Source organism: Streptomyces sp. NPDC057654 (assembly GCF_042800135.1).
Taxonomy (GTDB): Bacteria; Actinomycetota; Actinomycetes; order Streptomycetales; family Streptomycetaceae; genus Streptomyces.
The window spans coordinates 1-15,078 of sequence record NZ_JBHVHQ010000005.1; the positions used below are offsets into that span (position 1 = coordinate 1).

The following is a 15,078-nucleotide window of genomic DNA, read 5'->3' on the forward strand; positions in this document are numbered from 1 at the left end:
CGCGGAGGCCGACCATCAGGAATATCTTCACCACTCTGTTGAGCCTAGTTGCTTCGCATGGTCATCCACAGCAGAACGAGAAGTCCCGTCAGCAATGACAAGCCGACCATGCCGTACGCGAGCAGCATCGACAGGTTGTTCTCCATGTCTTTCCCGCCCTCTTTCGAACTCATCGGCTGTCCCCCTTTTCATAATGCCGTGACCGTCGACCCTAGCAGCTCGCCGCACGGCACCGGGAGAACGGCATACAATGGTCACGTAAAGACTTTACATAACCGCTGAATTCTGGCCCACCGGAACGGACGTGCCGCTGTCAGCAGGAGTGCTTGATGCTCTCGCCGATGCTGACGCCGACGGAAGCGCCGGCGGTGGCGCTGCCGGCGATCGACAGCACGACGGTGACGGGGGTCGCCGGTGCCTGGCCGGCGGCCTGAATCTCCTCGGCGGACGCGTAGGCGGCGTAGCCCTCGATCAGCTCGTCAGTCATGTCTTCTCCTGTGATTGCGATTGCTGTTGTGGAAGCACCGGCGGTACCGGTGCCGTGTGCTGAAGGCCGGGCCGGAGGTCAGCAGTTGGCGCCGACGGTGGCGGCGCTGGCGGCCAGTGAGGTGGAGAACGCGCCGGAGATGGCGATGGTGACGGGCGTGGCGGGAGCCTCTCCCGTGGCGGTCACCAGTTCGTCGGCCTCCGCGTAGGCGGCGTAGCCGGAGATGAGGTCCTGAGTCATAGTCTTTTCCCCTCCTGTACGGAATCGTGTGGCAGCGGTATTCCCATTGATTTCCCGGCGGGCAGCGTGGCCGCACCACACGAGGACGTGCGATTCTTCCGCGTGACGACCACACTGCCGCACCGCATCTCGTGCGGTGAACTGCCAGTCGGGGGAAACCGGCCGCGACATATGCTGCCAGGTCCGTTCAGGCGTTCCAAGAGGCACAAGAAACGGGTAACTTTCCCTGTTTTTGTGCTCCGCCGCCTGTAATTCCGTCTCCGCGGCCCCGCCGAGGCAAAGTTAAGAAAGTTCCGGCTCCGGCTGCTCGCCGCCCTGGTTGATGCCGGCCTTCTGCCCCACGTCGAGCAGGTTCTCCAGGCCGATCGGGTCGAAGTTCAACACGTCCGGCAGACTGCTGATCCCCGAGATCAGCGAGATGAAACCGAGTTCTGACTGTTCCGAGACCATCTTCGTGGCCGCATTGGCCTTGGCCAGGTAGTCCTCCTTGTTCCGCTTCGGATCGTAGAAGTAGCGGACGTAGGCGAGGATGTCCTTGGCTATCTGCCGGTAGACGTTCTCGAACTTCTCCATCGCGGGAACTTCCGCTTCCGGAGCGGCCAGACAGGCCAGGAGGGCCTTTGCGGCCAGCCACGCCCCGGACGTGGCCAGCCAGACCCCCGACGAGAACAGCGGGTCGACGAACACCGCCGCGTCACCGATGGCCATCCAGCCACGTCCGTGAAAGGCGTCGGAGGCGTAGGACCAGTCACGGGCCGTACGCAGGCTCTCCTTGCGGACACCGTCCTTGAGGAGATCCTTCAGCACCTGAGTGGTGGACAGCCGCTGCTCGAAGATCTCGGCGGGTGTCGAGTTCCTCATCACGGTCGCGTACACGTCGGTGTGCATGACCATGCCGACACTCATCTCGAACTCGGAGACCGGAATGCTCCAGAACCATCCGTCGTCGAACGCTTCGACCATGATGTGGGAGTGCAGGTCTCCGGGCAGGGACGCGAAGGGGCTGTAGTAGGACCAGACGGCGACCGAGTTGAGGTCGTCCGCGCGCTGGACGGGGGTCAGCAGCCGGGCCAGGGCGCGGGCCTGGCCGGAAGCGTCGATGGTGTAGCGGGCCGTGGTCGTGCGCTCCGTCCCCGACGCGTCGCGCCATCGCACGCCGGTGACCGTTCCCTCACCGGTACGCAGCGCCGCGGTGAGGGTGGCGTCGTAGATGATCTCGGCGCCGAGGTCCGCGGCACGGTTGGCGAGCAGGGCGTCGAATTCGGCGCGGCGCACGTGCCAGGAGTGCTCGTAAGGGCCGGCGTCGCGGAACTTGGTGGACCACGGGGTGGGATCGTTGCCCCAGACCAGGGTGAGGCCGTATTTCCTGGGGAACCCCATGTTGTCGAGTTGTTCTCTCAGCCCCAGTTCCTCCATGACCGGGAGCATGCCGGTGATCAGCGATTCCCCGATGTGATAGCGGGGGAAGACCTCCTTCTCCAGCACGGTGACGCGATGACCTTCGCGGGCCAGGAGTCCGGCCGCGACGGCGCCGGCGGGTCCGGCTCCGATGATGAGGACGTCGGTGTCTGCGGTACGGGTAGTCATGTCGTCAGTCCTTCTTCAGCGCGCCGGGATGACGGGGGTGACCGGTGAACTGAGGTTGCGGGCGGGGTTGAGCGGGTCGATGGAGGCGTCGTTGAACATCGCCACGATGCGTCCGGTCAGGCTTGGGCCGTCCGCTGTGGTCGCGTGTGTCACCACTGCCTCGGCAAGAACACGGCAACGGTGCTGCCCGAAGCTGAGCCCTTCGCGGCCGGGCCGCTTGTCGGCGGGTTCGAACGCCACGCCCACCGACGCGGTCAGCGGATGTGTGAAGGCGGAAGTCCCCTCCGCGAGATTTCCGTCCCTCTCCAGCAACTGGGCCAGTTCGCGTGCCGCGCTCCACGAGACGCGGGGCAGATAGACCACGACGGCGTCGGTACGCGGGTAGAGGCCGCGGCTGGAGGACGCTTTGGCCTGCCAGGGAAGCCCGCGGTCCTCCAGGTGGGCGGCGGCCCGTGCGAGCAGTGCGGGGCCGTGGTCAGGGTCGGCCACGTGGGCGTACACGCGCAGCACTCCACCGCTCCGCGTCGGCATCGGAGTCGTGCAGGAGGTGAGGAAGAAGAACCCCGGCGACAGGGATGGTCTGGCCCAGCTCAATCGCAGATACGTCTTCTCGCCGTCGCGGACAAGACGGTCCGGGGCGACCGTGATACGGATCGAGTCGAGGACGACGACGGTGCGCTCGCCGCCCTCCTCGGCGACACTCACCTCACGGAGGCTGTCCCTGTCGCCCACCGCCTCATGAAAGGCGCGGTCGAACTCCGGCTCGGAGAAGGTGCGCGGGGTGAGGTCCTTGCGGTGGTCCAGACGGGCGTGTGCGGACTTGTACAGGAGTGCGGCGAGCTCCGAGGCGACTTTCTGGGAGCTGCCGGTGAGGGTCTCCTCCTGCCAGAGGGCGCTGACGTCGCCGTCATCCGTCGCTGTGACGGAGACCTGGTCGACCAGCCGGGCGACGGCCGGGGCGAGTTGGGCATCAAGCGGCATGGGCAGAGGTCCTTAATCCGATGGTGTCCAGGAACTGCCGCGGGGTCAGGAGCAGGGAGCGTCCGATCCCTGCGGCGGCGCGGGGCACGGCCTCAAGGATCTGCTTCTGCCGGGCGATGGAGATCATCCGGTCGATCATGTGCCACCCGGCGTAGCGGGCGGCGCGCACGGCGAGTTCCTCATGGAGGGATACGTCGAGGTCGACGCGTTCCAGGTAGGCGGAGAAGAACGTCTGGGTACGGGGGGCGAAGCGGTCGACCTCCGCCGCTCCGGTGGCGACGATCTCCTGATGGGTGGGCACGTGTCCGACGACCCGTGACTCGTTGAGGACGGCGGGGATGCGGTTGACGGCGTGGTAGAGCCATTCCCCGGCAAAGGCGCCCAGGTCGCGCGCGGGATCGCCCAGCCGGGACTCCTCGGCGTCGGTCAGGAACAGTTCGCCGCCGCTGCTGAGGAACTGGTCCAGGCGCAGGTCGCCGTGGATGGGAACCCACTGGCCGAGGGCGGGGGTGTCGGCGGCCCTCATGGCGGTGACGGCCTCAAGGACGTCCGGGTCGTTGTGGAGCAGTTTCCACATGTGCAGTTCGGCCCCCGACTGCCGCAGATAGCCCGGCAGGGTCAGGGCGTTCATCGGGCCCAGCGGCGGCAGCGGATGGTCGGAGGTGTCGAACCCGTCCGGGGCGAGGCGGTGGGTGTCGGCGATCAGACGGGCGGCCCTGACGCACCAGCCCGTGTCGAAGTCCTGTTGGCCGCCTTGTGACGCGGTGAACAGTTCCAGCAGAGACTGTGGGTCGTCGAGGAGTTCGAAGACCACGGTCGCCGTCGGCTCGTCGTACCCGAGGATCTTCGGGGTGGCGATACCGGCCCGCAGGGCGCGTTCGGTGAAGGTGAGCGTGCGCCGCAGCCTCTCCGGGCGGCCGGGCGGATCGAATGTCTTGACGAAGACCTGGGCGCCGCGGTCCGTGGTCCCCATCCAGGACTCGTTGCGCCCGAAAGGCGAGGTGACGGTGTCGGCCACGAACGTCCCGAGTCCCGTGCGCTCCAGAAGGGCGGTGACCTCAGGGTGCCGGCCGAGGTCGGCCGGCTCGAACCGTATGCGGTCGGAGCGTGGTTGGCTGTCCATGGTCGCTGGACGCTAGGACCCCGCCGCACGGGGTGGCAATTCCGCAAACATGGTGATTGTTTGGCACAGTTCCCAAGTTTGTGCTGGTCCGATGCGCCAGACGCGGGCCGCTGCGGCAAGAAACCATTGAACGGTACACGCGGTTGTCCCTAGTCTCCCGCCCCGTGACTGCTACAGACGACACGATCCGGCACACGGCGCTGCCCAACGGGCTGCGTATCGTCGCGCGGCGGCTTCCCGGGCGGGGAGCCGTCGGTGTCGCGGTGAACTACCGCGCCGGGTTCCGCAGCGAACCCGAGAGACGCTCGGGCATGGCGCACCTCTTCGAGCACCTGATGTTCCAGGGCTCCACCACCATCGGCGCGGGCGGGCACTTCGGCTATGTCCAGCGGCTGGGCGGCACGGTGTCCGGCAACACCTTCACCGATGTCAGCGACTTCCACCAGCTGGTCCCGGCCGGATGCGAGCGGCGCGTCCTGGAGATGGAAGCCGACCGCATGCAGAACCTGATCATCGACCGGCACCGACTGGATGTGCAGCGCCGGGTGGTCCTGGAAGAGATCAATCTCAAGGTCAAGGGCAGCCCCTACGGCGGTTTTCCCTGGACGGTGCTGCCGCAGGCGATCTACTCGGCCTGGCCCAACGCCCACAACGGATACGGCGACGAAGCCGACCTGATGGAGATCACCGTCCAGGAGTGCCGCGACTTCTACGCGGCCATGTACGCCCCGGGGAACGCCGTGGTCGCCGTCGCGGGTGATATCGACCCGGACCGGGTCGTCCACGACGCGGCGGAGATCTTCGGTGTACTGGACGACCGGGACAGTCCGAAACCGCCGCCGCTCGCGGAGGATCCGGGCTCCCCTGCCCGTACGCGTCAGCACCGTGACGTTCTCGCGCCGCGTCCGGCGCTGGCCCTCGGACGGCCCCTGCCCGCCCCGTCCGAGCTCGACGCCTACGCCGGCTTCGTCGTGGCGTCGATGTGGCTGACCGGCAACGACCGCAGCAGTCTTCGGCGGTCCCTGGACAGCCGGGGCATCCCGTGCGCCTCGGTGTGCGGTCTGTTCGGCCCGTGGCTGGCCGCGGCTCCGGACACCTTCACCTTCGTCGCCCACCATGACCCGGGCCAACGGGACGCTGTCATCGAGGCGTTCGACGAGGCGTGCGGCCGTCTTGCCGGCACCGACGGCGAGGGGATCGCCCCGGCCAGAAACCAGACCCACGTCTCCCTGCTGGCGCAGCGGGACTCCGCCCTGAACGAGGCCCGCGCCCTGGCCCGTTCCACTGTGCTGTTCGACGATCCCGGCCTGATCCGCCGTGCCATGCTCGCCACCGCCACCGTGCCGGTCGCCCATGTCCACGCCGCTGCACAGCAGCTGATGAGCCATCAGGGCAGAGGCTACGCGGAGCTCACCCCCGCAGGAGAAGCATGACCGGCACCCTCGTGGCCCAGCCCCATGTCCTTCGGGCCCGCTCCAGGAACGGTGCGGAGATCCACGTGGCCCCCCTGGCCACCACCCCACTGGTCCGGGTCCATCTCGCATGGCGCATCGACACGCCGGCCTTGCCCGACCTCGGCCGGGCCGAGGTGTTCCAGGCGCACTGGCTGACCACGGCGAAAGTCACCGCCCTGCGGCGGCTCGGCGGAACGGTACAGGTCGCACGCAGCCAGCACTGGCTCAGCTTCGCCGCCGTCGCACCGAGCGCCCTGGTCCAGGAGACCATCGACACCGTGTGCTCGGCCGCCGCATCCGTGCGGACCAGCGACGACGAGCTGCGCCGGGCAACGGACAGGGCTCGCCGAGCGGCGCGCGGCACGGCCGCACGCCCCGCCGCCATCAGCACCGAACTCGTCACCCAGGCCGCCCTGGGGCACGTACCCCCCGCGCTGTCCACCCAACTCACCGGCCCCATGTGGGACGCGCCCAGCGCGCCGGACATCGCGTCCTTCGCACCGCGCCACAGCACGGGATCCCCGGCCCACTTGGTGATATGCGGAGACATAGCGCCCGACCGGACCCTGGAACTGGCGTGCACCGCCATGGACCCACTGCCCGCCGGATCCCACCGGCCCACGCCTCTGCTTCCCGGACCGGTGAACGGGGACGGCGCACGCCAGGAACACACCCGGCCCGGCTGGTCCGTCGCCCATCTGCGCTACGCCTACCAGGGTCTGCACAGGAGCCACCCTCTCTTCCCCGCGTCGCTGCTGGCCACGGCCGCGCTCGGCTACTTCTCCGGCCGCGTCAACAGCCGGGTCCGCGAACGACTCGGACTCGCCTACCGCACCGATGCCTCGGTCGGCCAGTACCTCGACCTCGACATGGTCTTCGTCGAGGCCGACGTCGCTCCCGACTACGCCGACGCCGCGGACACGGAGATCACCTCGATCGTGGACGACTTCACCGAGCGGGGCATCGAAGACGCCGAGCTCCAGGACGTCGTCTCCTTCGTCACCGGCCAGTACGCCCTGGCCCTGTCCTCCCAGACCGGCCTGGCCGCCTCCCTGCTGTCCTACGCGACCTCCGGGCTGGGCGTCCCCGAGATTTCCGGCCTGCCCCGCGCGATCAGCGGGACCACGGCCCCGCGGGTGACGGAAGCGGCACGTCTCGTCTACGGCGCGGGACCCGCTGCCCACATCGTCGTCCGCCCGGCGATCCCCGAGGAAGGCTGAGCACGTTGAACCGTCCACCCATCGCCCTCAAGGGCGTCACCATGTCCTACGGGCGTCAGCAGGTGCTCAAAGGGCTGCAACTGACCGTAGAAGAGGGGCAGTTGTTCGTACTGCTCGGGCCCAACGGCGCGGGCAAGACCACCACCATCGAGATCATGGAAGGCTACGTCAAACCGGCCTCGGGAACCGTTCGCGTCCTGGGTCGCGACCCGCTCACCGCGGACGACACCTGGCGCGACAAGGTCGGCATCGTCATGCAGTCCTGGGCCGACCACGCCACCTGGCGGCTGGACACCCTGCTGAACGACATCGCCGCCTACTACAGCGACCCCTACCCCACGACCGAACTGCTGGAGCTGGTCGGGCTGGAGCGACAGCGCCGCCGCAGACTCAACCAGCTCTCCGGCGGGCAGCGCCGCCGCATGGACGTAGCCCTCGGCCTCATCGGGCATCCGCGGGTGCTGTTCCTCGACGAACCGACCGCGGGCTTCGACCCCGAGGCTCGCATCGGCTTCCAGAAAATGATCACCGGGCTGAAGAGCCAGGGCGTGACCATCGTGCTCACCACACACGACCTGACCGAAGCCGAACGCCTCGCCGACCGCATCGGCATCCTGCTGGGCGGCGTCATCCACATCGACTCCACCCCCGATCAGCTCGTCACCGCGATCGGGCAGCGAACCCAGGTGTCCTGGACCGCCCCCGACGGGGTCAGGCGGGTGGAACTGACCGACGATCCGGACACCTTCGTCCACGAGGCGATGACCGCTCACGGCGGCCCGCTGACCGGGCTGCGGATCGACCGGCCGTCCCTGGAAGAGATCTACATGAGCATCGTGGAGGCCGCCCGGTGACCACCGCCCGTCTGGCATGGAACAAGGCCGCCGTCGACCTGAGGATGACGTTCACCTCGCCCAAGGACCTCTTCAACATCTTCGTCTTCGTCATCCTGATGCTCGCGGCCGGATTCGCTCAGTGGAATCACCGCACCGTCGTGCTCCTCGGCGGAATGAGTCTCATGCCCGCCGTCGGGGCGATGCTGTCCATCCCGTCCCTGATCGCCCTGGAGAAGACCGACGGGACGATCCTGCGGCGCAAGAACATCCCCCGGGGCATCCCCGCCTATATCGCGGCCAGAATCGTCTACAGCACCGTGACGTCGTTCGCGTCCATGCTGCCCCTGCTGGCCGTGGTCTTCGCCACCAGCGCGGATCTCCCCGCCGGCGTCTGGGACGTCGTCCTCGCCGTGATCGTCATCATGACCGGTGGCGCCGCACTGGTCCCCCTGGGCATCGCTGTCGGCGCGCTCCTGCCCAACCCTCGCGAAGCAGTCGCGATGGTCTCCTTCCCGTTCATGGTGATCGCCGGGATCTCCGGGGTCCTCACCCCCGACCAGGGTCTTCCGGACTGGCTGAAGGACATCGCCGACATCTTCCCCCTCGCCTGGATGACCCGGGGCACGCGCGACGCCTTCGCCGGGCACCCGCACACCTTCCCTGCCTGGATCTTCGTCCTCGTGTGCGCCGCATGGCTGGTCGTCGGATCGCTGCTGGCCGTCCCCCTGATGCGCACCATGGTCCGCAAGCAGACCGGCGCCTCCCTCATCAGACGCAAGGACGAGGCGACCGTCGCCTGACCGCCTCCCTTCCCGTCCGCACCACGAACACAAGGGACACTGCTGTGCCAAAAACAACCATTATGTACCCATTACAGTCCGCCGACGTGGGCCCCATGGCCGCCTACGGACGACTCGCCGAACGCTTCGGCATCCGGCTGTGGTGCGGACAGTCCATGCAGATCGAAACCCATGCCTTGTTCGCCGCCCTCACCGGGATGGGCATCCAGGCCGGCTTCGGCACCTCCGTCGTCCTCACGCCCCTGCGCCACCCGTACCACGCCGCCGTCGAGGCCCGCAGCATCGCCGCACTCTCCGGACAGCCCTTCACCGCCGGCTTCGGCCCCAGCGGAACAAGCTTCCAGACCAACATCTACGGTGCCGCACTCGACAAGCCGGTCGCCCACACCGCCGACTTCGTCACCAAGGTCAGAGCGCTCCTGGACGGCACGCCGGTCGCGATGGCACCGGGCGGACCCGAGATGGAGCTCCTGCCCCTGGACGACGTCCCCGACATCGAGGTCGGCATGGGCGTCCTGCGCCCCGCGATGGCACGGGCGGCCGGCCGCCACTCCGACGCCGCGATCACCTGGCTCACCCCGCCCGGTCTTCTCTCGGACCACCTCGTGCCCGCCGCCGCCGAGGCCGCTCGCGAAGCGGACCGCGAAGCGCCGCGATTCGTCGTCGTGGTGCAGGTCGCCGTCGCCCGGACCGGACGAGACATGGACCTCGTCGCCTACAACGGCACCCACCAGCACCTCTCTCTGCCCCACTACGTCGATATGCTCCAGCGCTCCGGCCTGCCCGTCGTCCACGGCGACCCCGCCGCCTCGGCACGGACCCTCCTGGACGCGGGCGTCGTCGTCACCGGCGCCCCCGACGACATCGCCGAACAGCTCACCGTCTGGCATGGCGCCGGGGCCGACGAGATCATCCTCAACACGTCCGGTGTCCTCATCACCGCGGGCCTGGGCGAAGCCCTCCGCGACACCACCGACATACTGACCGCCATAGCGGAACGGAGCGCCGGATGAGCACCCCGGCGCCGGAGTTCACCGGGGAACGGCTCATCGTCATGGCCACCGGCGGCATCCAGACCACCCTCCTTCCCACCTGGCTGGACTGGCTGCACACGCGCTACCCCGCCACTGAGGTCCGCTGCGTGCTGACCCCCTCGGCCCTGCGGTTCACCACATCCCTCGCCTGCTCCGTATTCAGCGGCGGACAACAGCCGTTCACCGACACGTGGAACCAGGACATCGACCATGCCGTGCACGTGGAACTCGCCGAATGGAGCGACGGCGTCATCGTCCACCCCGCCACGTTCCACACCGTCGCACGGCTCGCCCTGGGCATCACCGACACCCCGATGACGCTGGCCCTTCAGTGCACGTCCGCCCCCGTCGTCGTATGCCCCGCGCTGCCCCCCGGCGGAGCCGACAGCCCCGCCTACCACTCACACGCCGCCACCCTCGCCGAACGCCCGCACACCACCGTGCTGCCCCCGACCCAGGGAGTCAGCGCGACCACGGGCCACACCCGGATCGGCACCGCCGTGGCCTTCCCCCACGCCCTCACCGCGCTCCAGGACCTCAGGGAGGCCCGGTGATGAAGGGTGAAACCGTCGCCCAGTTCGCCACCGGAATGGCCCGGACCACGGTGACGCGAACCGCCACGGGCTTCCGGTGGATACGACGCCCCGGAACGGACGTGCGCGCCGACCCCCAGCACCAACCCGGCCCGGTCCCCGCGGACTTCACCCAGCGCGCGTCCGCCGCGTCCAGCGACCACTTCACCTTCGCGGTCCCCGAAACGTGGCACAACGAGGCCTACACCTGGAACGCGCCCGGCCCCCGCAGTGCGGCCCAATCCCTGCTGGACGGCACACCGCACGACCCCGACGCCTCGGCCCGGATCGCCCGCACCTACGGCAGGCACCTCAGGACCTTCCACGGCGTCGGCATCGCCGCCGGCACCGCTTATCCGGCCCCGCGCTACCCCACCCGGCTCGCCGACTGGATACGCACAGCCGCCGGAACCCGCGCGGCCCCCGCCTTCCACAGCATCCTGCGAGACGGCCTCGGCACACAGCGCTGGAGCAAGCTCACCGCCTACGCCCACGAGGCGACCTCCCGGTCCGGACACCTGACCGTCGTCATCGGATGGGCAACCCTGGGAAGCCTCATCACCGTCGACGCCCCCCAAGCCACACGACCGGTGGCCGGGGCGGCCCTGCTCTGCGGACCCGAAGGCGCCCTCGCCGCCCCAGAGGTCGACCTCGGCTGCGTCCTGGGCGAACTCCACGAGATCGCCGCGGCCCACACCGCCCGCGACCTCCCCGGCCGGCTGGTCACGACATGGCGCGACGCACTGCTGAACGGCTACGGAACGCCACTGGACACCGCCAGAACAGCACGGACAGCAGTCGTACGGATCGCCGCCCACGCCCACGACTTCGCCGCGTACGTGGGATTCCACAGCGAACTCCACACCTACGTCGGCATGCTCGCCGACCTGCTGGACGACGAGGGAACGCAGACCCTGGCTCGGGAGACCTGATGAGACAGACCACCCGGATACAGACCACGCAGATACAGACCTCCCAGATACAGACCACCCGGATACGGCTACTCAAAGAAATCACCCGCCATCCCGCAGCGCTGGCCACATCCCTGCTCACCGGCCTGCTCTCGACCGCCGGATCCCTGGCCGTACCTCTGATCACCCGCCAGGTCATCGCCGACGTGTCCGCGGGACGCTCAGTGAACTGGCTCGTCGTCGGAGCCTTCGTCATCGCCCTGGCATCGGCCGCGGCCCAGGGCGGATCGGCCTATCTGCTCGCCCGCATCGGCTCCCACATGGTCTACCGCATACGTGTAGCCGTCATGAGCCACATCCTGCGCCTGCCCGTCCAGCACATCAAAGCCGAAGGAGCGGGAGCCCTCACCTCCCGGATCACCTCCGACGCGCTCATGCTGCGCCAGGTCATCGACGTCGGTCTCGCGCAGATGCCGGCCTCGGCACTGCTGGTGGCCGCCTCCATCGCCGCGATGGCCTGGCTGAACTGGCTGCTGACCCTCGTATCGGCCGGTGTGTTCGCCGTGGTCGGCATAGCCATCGTGTTCATGTTCAAGTGGATCAAAGCCAACGCGATCGAACAGCAGACGGCGCTCGGAAGCATCGCCGGACGCTTCTCCTCCCACCTCGACGCCATCACCACCATCAAGGCGTCGGGAGCCGAGGACACCATCCAAGAGGACCTGTCCCGCGAAGCGGACCGCGTACGGCGAATCGGCCTGACAGGCGACGTCCTGCAAGCGGCGATTCTGCCCGTTCTCGCCGGTGGACAGCAGGTCGCGCTGCTCGCCATCATCCTCGTCGGAAGCGTCCAGATGTCCCACGGCGCCCTGAGCGTCGCCTCCTTCTCCGCCTTCGTCCTGTACCTGCTGCAACTCGCCGCTCCGGTCATGCTGCTGTTCACCGGATTCGGACGGCTGCGCATCGGGCAGGCCGTCAAGGAACGCTTCAACGTCCTGCTCGCCGCACCACGCGAACAGGACGGCCAACAACCGACAGCGCGCCTACCCGACACCCGCGACAAGACCGGCGTCGTGTTCGACAGGGTCTCCTACAGCTACCCGGGGGCTGAGCAACAGGCCATCACCAACCTGTCGTTCTGCGTACCGCGTCATGGTCTGACGACCTTGGTCGGCCCCTCCGGCGCGGGCAAGAGCACCGTGCTGTCCCTGATAGAGCGCTTCACCACCCCCCAACAGGGGCACATCTACATACTCGGCACCGACATCCACGCCTGGCCGCTCCACGACCTGCGCCGAAACATCACCTACGTCGATCAGGCATTCACGCTCCTGCACACGAGCGTCCGCCAGAACCTGTCCGTCCAGCACAGAGAGCCCATCGCCGACGGCGAACTGTGGCAAGCGCTCGAATCCGTGGGCCTCACCGCCGCGGTCACAGCACTCCCCGACCAACTCGACACGGTCATCGGCGCGGAAACAGACCTGTCAGGAGGCCAGCGCCAGCGTCTCGCCCTCGCCCGAGCCCTGCTCTCGGACACCGAGTTGGTCATCCTGGACGAACCCACCAGCCAACTCGACGGAATCAACGAAGACCGCTTCCGCTCCATCATCGAAGACCTCGGCCGCACCAGAGCAGTCCTCGTGGTGGCCCACCGCCTGTCAACCGTCCGCAGCGCCCAACACGTGATCATGCTGGCCGGGGGCGGCCTGGTGAAGGAGGGCCCTCACGATGTCCTGCTGGAAAACTGCGAGCCGTACCGGGAACTGCACGCGGCACAGACTCTGATGTAACAGAAGTCTCCTCCGGAGAAAAAGGGGACCCTCCCCCTTGTCCGCTCACACATCGCTCACGCAAACGACCCCGGACGAATCGCCCGAGGCCGGGCAGGACCCCAACCCGGTAAAACCCCAGGCCAGAGCGGTACTGCATGGTGCCCCCGGCAGGATTCGAACCTGCGACACCCGCTTTAGGAGTGGCATCGAATACCTGATCGGGGGTGTGGCGCTGTGCTGGCTGGTGCTGTCCTTGCAGGTCAGCGCGGCCCGGCTTGTTCGCTGGTCCTGCGCCTGACGGCTCATGCTGCGCCGTCCGCTTACGCATCGCTCACGCACGACGGGAGGCCGACGGTCGCTCTCAATGGCCGGCCGAGTCCGGGCTCTGGCGGGTCGGTGGGTTGGGTCAGGTGAGGTGGATGAGGATCCAGTCGGCGAGGTTGCCGGAGACCGCGCTGTGCGGGGTGTTGTCGGTGTCGAAGGCGATGTCGTTCAGGTGGAAGCGGTCCGGGGCCTGGTCGAGGAGGTTGAGGTTCGGGTCGATGTCCCATGTGATCGGGTCGTAGGTGACCGCTGCGGCGCTGACGGACGGGACGAAGGCGCCGCTGCGGTACTCTCCGCTGATCTTGGCTTTGAGGGCGTCGGCGACCTTGCCGAAGGAGTCCATGGTGCCGCCGGGTACGCCGTCCAGGGCTGGGACCTCGGTGGTGGTGGAGCGGCGCAGTTGCAGGCCGGCGTGCATGCCGCCAATCTTCTGGTCCGTGCCCTTGTCGGGCTGGAAGCGGGCGGTGGCGCTGGCGACGAGTGCCTGCCAGTCGAAGGCGATCTCGCCGGCCGGCAGCGGCCGGCCGGTGCCGTCGCCGCGGCCGTTGGCGACGCCGAGCAGGCGGGGGCGGCGGGGGAAGTCGCCGAGGTCGGCCAGTTCGCGGACGAAGTCCTTGCGCAGTTCGCTGGCGGTGGCGACCTCGCCGGAGTACTTGGCGTCCGGGACCCAGGCCCACAGCAGCTGCTGGGCGGCGGGGCTGCGGATGAGCGCGGCCTGGGAGGGCTCGGCGGGCGCGAGTTTCTCGAAGAAGTAGGCCAGTTGCTGGAGGATCAGCGGGATCCAGGCGCCGTTGTGCGGGGAGTCCCAGGAGAGGTAGGTGTCGGTCTCGTGGTCGAAGTCGTCGTTCTCCAGCTTGGCGAGCGCGTAGCGGGTGATGATGCCGCCCATGCTGACGCCGCCGACGGTCAGCGGCTCGGAGCCGCGGCGTTCGGCGATGGCGCGGCGGATCGCGTGGATGGCGACCTCGGCGTTGTGCTGGATGTGGGTGTGGCGCTCGTCGAAGCCGATCAGGACGATGTCGAAGCCGCGGGCGCGGAGTTGGTCGAGGAAGCCCGGCCGGCCCTCCTGGTAGGGGGTGTTGAAGTGGTCGAAGAGAGCGGGCAGGTCGCTTGGGCCGTAGTTGAAGCCGTCGGCGAACAGGAACGGTTTTTGCAGGTGCGTACGGCCCTCGGCGTAGTAGACGGCGGCCGTGCCGTTCGCGCGGCTGCCCGGCAGGGGCCAGGTCGCATCTGGCTCGCGCCCTCCGGCGGTGCCGAGCGGGACGGTGAAGAAGACCTCGCCGGAGAGGCTCGCCGCGAGTTCGGCGTGTTCCTCGGAGGTGGGCTCTGCTCCGCCGTCGCGGAGGGAGGTGGAGACTTTGATACGGGGTGTCACGGACATGCGTAACCGCCTCGGTCGGCCGCCAGATGTGCCACCGAACGTAGGGCTCGCGCTGCCGGTAGTGGTAGGCGAAAACCGGCACTGGCACGCGCAGGAGCCCCGGCACCGGGCAGAAGTGCGGTGTCGGGCTCGGCTCCCTGCTTGGGGACGGGCGTGAGCGGGCCGGAGGGAGAGGGCCTTCGACAGCCTTGTGCGGGCAGGGTCAGCGGGGGACGTACACGCCTTCGCCGAACTCGAAGATCTTGCTCTGGCCCGGGCGGGCCGGCCGATGACGCGGTTCCCGCCGCCCTTGCACGTGGCGTTGTCGTAGAGGGAGACGGTGACGTCGGTCTGGTTGCTGACACTCGTCGGCC

General features: G+C 68.4%; 15 protein-coding genes. 8 read left to right on the forward strand and 7 right to left on the reverse strand.

Annotated features, from left to right (window positions below; translation table 11 throughout):
* Positions 1-44 precede the first annotated feature (44 nt).
* From ACFU99_RS01035 to lxmK, 6 genes are all read right to left on the reverse strand, one after another.
* Positions 45-173 (reverse strand): hypothetical protein, encoded by a 129-nt coding sequence (locus ACFU99_RS01035; protein ID WP_384383909.1) that lies wholly within the window; start codon positions 171-173, stop codon positions 45-47.
* Between the two features lie 140 nt (positions 174-313).
* Positions 314-487: an LxmA leader domain family RiPP gene (locus ACFU99_RS01040; protein ID WP_384383912.1), complete on the reverse strand. Its 174-nt coding sequence runs from the start codon at positions 485-487 to the stop codon at positions 314-316.
* Between the two features lie 78 nt (positions 488-565).
* The gene (locus ACFU99_RS01045; RefSeq protein ID WP_384383914.1) at positions 566-727 is read right to left on the reverse strand and encodes an LxmA leader domain family RiPP; all 162 of its coding nucleotides are present in this window, start codon (positions 725-727) and stop codon (positions 566-568) included.
* Positions 728-1,009: 282 nt separating this feature from the next.
* A complete protein-coding gene (locus tag ACFU99_RS01050; protein ID WP_384383917.1) occupies positions 1,010-2,314 on the reverse strand; it encodes an NAD(P)/FAD-dependent oxidoreductase in 1,305 nt (434 codons plus the stop codon).
* A 15-nt stretch (positions 2,315-2,329) separates the two neighbouring features.
* A complete protein-coding gene (locus ACFU99_RS01055; protein ID WP_384383920.1) occupies positions 2,330-3,295 on the reverse strand; it encodes a T3SS effector HopA1 family protein in 966 nt (321 codons plus the stop codon).
* Entirely contained in the window at positions 3,285-4,418 is a 1,134-nt protein-coding gene (gene lxmK / locus ACFU99_RS01060) for a class V lanthionine synthetase subunit LxmK (protein ID WP_384383923.1), read from the reverse strand. Before lxmK ends, ACFU99_RS01055 begins: the two co-directional genes overlap by 11 nt.
* A 164-nt stretch (positions 4,419-4,582) precedes the next feature.
* Between lxmK and ACFU99_RS01065 the strand changes: the two genes are divergently transcribed.
* The 8 genes from ACFU99_RS01065 (at position 4,583) to ACFU99_RS01100 (ending at position 13,038) form a co-directional block, all read left to right on the forward strand.
* Positions 4,583-5,851, forward strand: a complete 1,269-nt coding sequence (locus tag ACFU99_RS01065; protein ID WP_384383925.1) for a M16 family metallopeptidase — start codon at positions 4,583-4,585, stop codon at positions 5,849-5,851.
* A complete protein-coding gene (locus ACFU99_RS01070; RefSeq protein WP_384383928.1) occupies positions 5,848-7,092 on the forward strand; it encodes a M16 family metallopeptidase in 1,245 nt (414 codons plus the stop codon). Before ACFU99_RS01065 ends, ACFU99_RS01070 begins: the two co-directional genes overlap by 4 nt.
* 5 nt (positions 7,093-7,097) lie before the next feature.
* Positions 7,098-7,946 carry an ABC transporter ATP-binding protein gene (locus ACFU99_RS01075; protein ID WP_384383930.1) on the forward strand — a complete coding sequence of 283 codons (849 nt, stop codon included), beginning with the start codon at positions 7,098-7,100 and terminating at the stop codon, positions 7,944-7,946.
* The gene (locus ACFU99_RS01080; RefSeq protein WP_384383933.1) at positions 7,943-8,728 is read left to right on the forward strand and encodes an ABC transporter permease; all 786 of its coding nucleotides are present in this window, start codon (positions 7,943-7,945) and stop codon (positions 8,726-8,728) included. The genes ACFU99_RS01075 and ACFU99_RS01080 overlap by 4 nt, the downstream gene beginning before the upstream one ends.
* 95 nt (positions 8,729-8,823) lie before the next feature.
* Positions 8,824-9,741 (forward strand): LLM class flavin-dependent oxidoreductase, encoded by a 918-nt coding sequence (locus tag ACFU99_RS01085; RefSeq protein ID WP_384384008.1) that lies wholly within the window; start codon positions 8,824-8,826, stop codon positions 9,739-9,741.
* A complete protein-coding gene (locus ACFU99_RS01090) occupies positions 9,738-10,316 on the forward strand; it encodes a flavoprotein (protein WP_384383935.1) in 579 nt (192 codons plus the stop codon). The genes ACFU99_RS01085 and ACFU99_RS01090 overlap by 4 nt, the downstream gene beginning before the upstream one ends.
* The gene (locus ACFU99_RS01095) at positions 10,316-11,266 is read left to right on the forward strand and encodes a hypothetical protein (protein ID WP_384383937.1); all 951 of its coding nucleotides are present in this window, start codon (positions 10,316-10,318) and stop codon (positions 11,264-11,266) included. The genes ACFU99_RS01090 and ACFU99_RS01095 overlap by 1 nt, the downstream gene beginning before the upstream one ends.
* The gene (locus tag ACFU99_RS01100) at positions 11,266-13,038 is read left to right on the forward strand and encodes an ABC transporter ATP-binding protein (protein ID WP_384383939.1); all 1,773 of its coding nucleotides are present in this window, start codon (positions 11,266-11,268) and stop codon (positions 13,036-13,038) included. The genes ACFU99_RS01095 and ACFU99_RS01100 overlap by 1 nt, the downstream gene beginning before the upstream one ends.
* A gap of 388 nt (positions 13,039-13,426) precedes the next feature.
* Here ACFU99_RS01100 and ACFU99_RS01105 read toward each other — a convergent pair whose 3' ends face one another.
* Positions 13,427-14,725 carry an esterase/lipase family protein gene (locus tag ACFU99_RS01105; protein WP_384383942.1) on the reverse strand — a complete coding sequence of 433 codons (1,299 nt, stop codon included), beginning with the start codon at positions 14,723-14,725 and terminating at the stop codon, positions 13,427-13,429.
* Positions 14,726-15,078 lie beyond the last annotated feature (353 nt).

Excerpts from the sequence above, each read along its gene's own strand:
- ACFU99_RS01050 (WP_384383917.1), bottom strand. The coding sequence starts at position 2,314 with ATGACTACCCGTACCGCAGACACCGACGTCCTCATCATCGGAGCCGGA.
- ACFU99_RS01070 (WP_384383928.1), top strand. The coding sequence starts at position 5,848 with ATGACCGGCACCCTCGTGGCCCAGCCCCATGTCCTTCGGGCCCGCTCC.
- ACFU99_RS01105 (WP_384383942.1), bottom strand. The coding sequence starts at position 14,725 with ATGTCCGTGACACCCCGTATCAAAGTCTCCACCTCCCTCCGCGACGGC.
- lxmK (WP_384383923.1), bottom strand. The coding sequence starts at position 4,418 with ATGGACAGCCAACCACGCTCCGACCGCATACGGTTCGAGCCGGCCGAC.
- ACFU99_RS01095 (WP_384383937.1), top strand. The coding sequence starts at position 10,316 with ATGAAGGGTGAAACCGTCGCCCAGTTCGCCACCGGAATGGCCCGGACC.
- ACFU99_RS01085 (WP_384384008.1), top strand. The coding sequence starts at position 8,824 with ATGGCCGCCTACGGACGACTCGCCGAACGCTTCGGCATCCGGCTGTGG.
- ACFU99_RS01035 (WP_384383909.1), bottom strand. The coding sequence starts at position 173 with ATGAGTTCGAAAGAGGGCGGGAAAGACATGGAGAACAACCTGTCGATG.
- ACFU99_RS01090 (WP_384383935.1), top strand. The coding sequence starts at position 9,738 with ATGAGCACCCCGGCGCCGGAGTTCACCGGGGAACGGCTCATCGTCATG.
- ACFU99_RS01100 (WP_384383939.1), top strand. The coding sequence starts at position 11,266 with ATGAGACAGACCACCCGGATACAGACCACGCAGATACAGACCTCCCAG.
- ACFU99_RS01055 (WP_384383920.1), bottom strand. The coding sequence starts at position 3,295 with ATGCCGCTTGATGCCCAACTCGCCCCGGCCGTCGCCCGGCTGGTCGAC.
- ACFU99_RS01040 (WP_384383912.1), bottom strand. The coding sequence starts at position 487 with ATGACTGACGAGCTGATCGAGGGCTACGCCGCCTACGCGTCCGCCGAG.
- ACFU99_RS01045 (WP_384383914.1), bottom strand. The coding sequence starts at position 727 with ATGACTCAGGACCTCATCTCCGGCTACGCCGCCTACGCGGAGGCCGAC.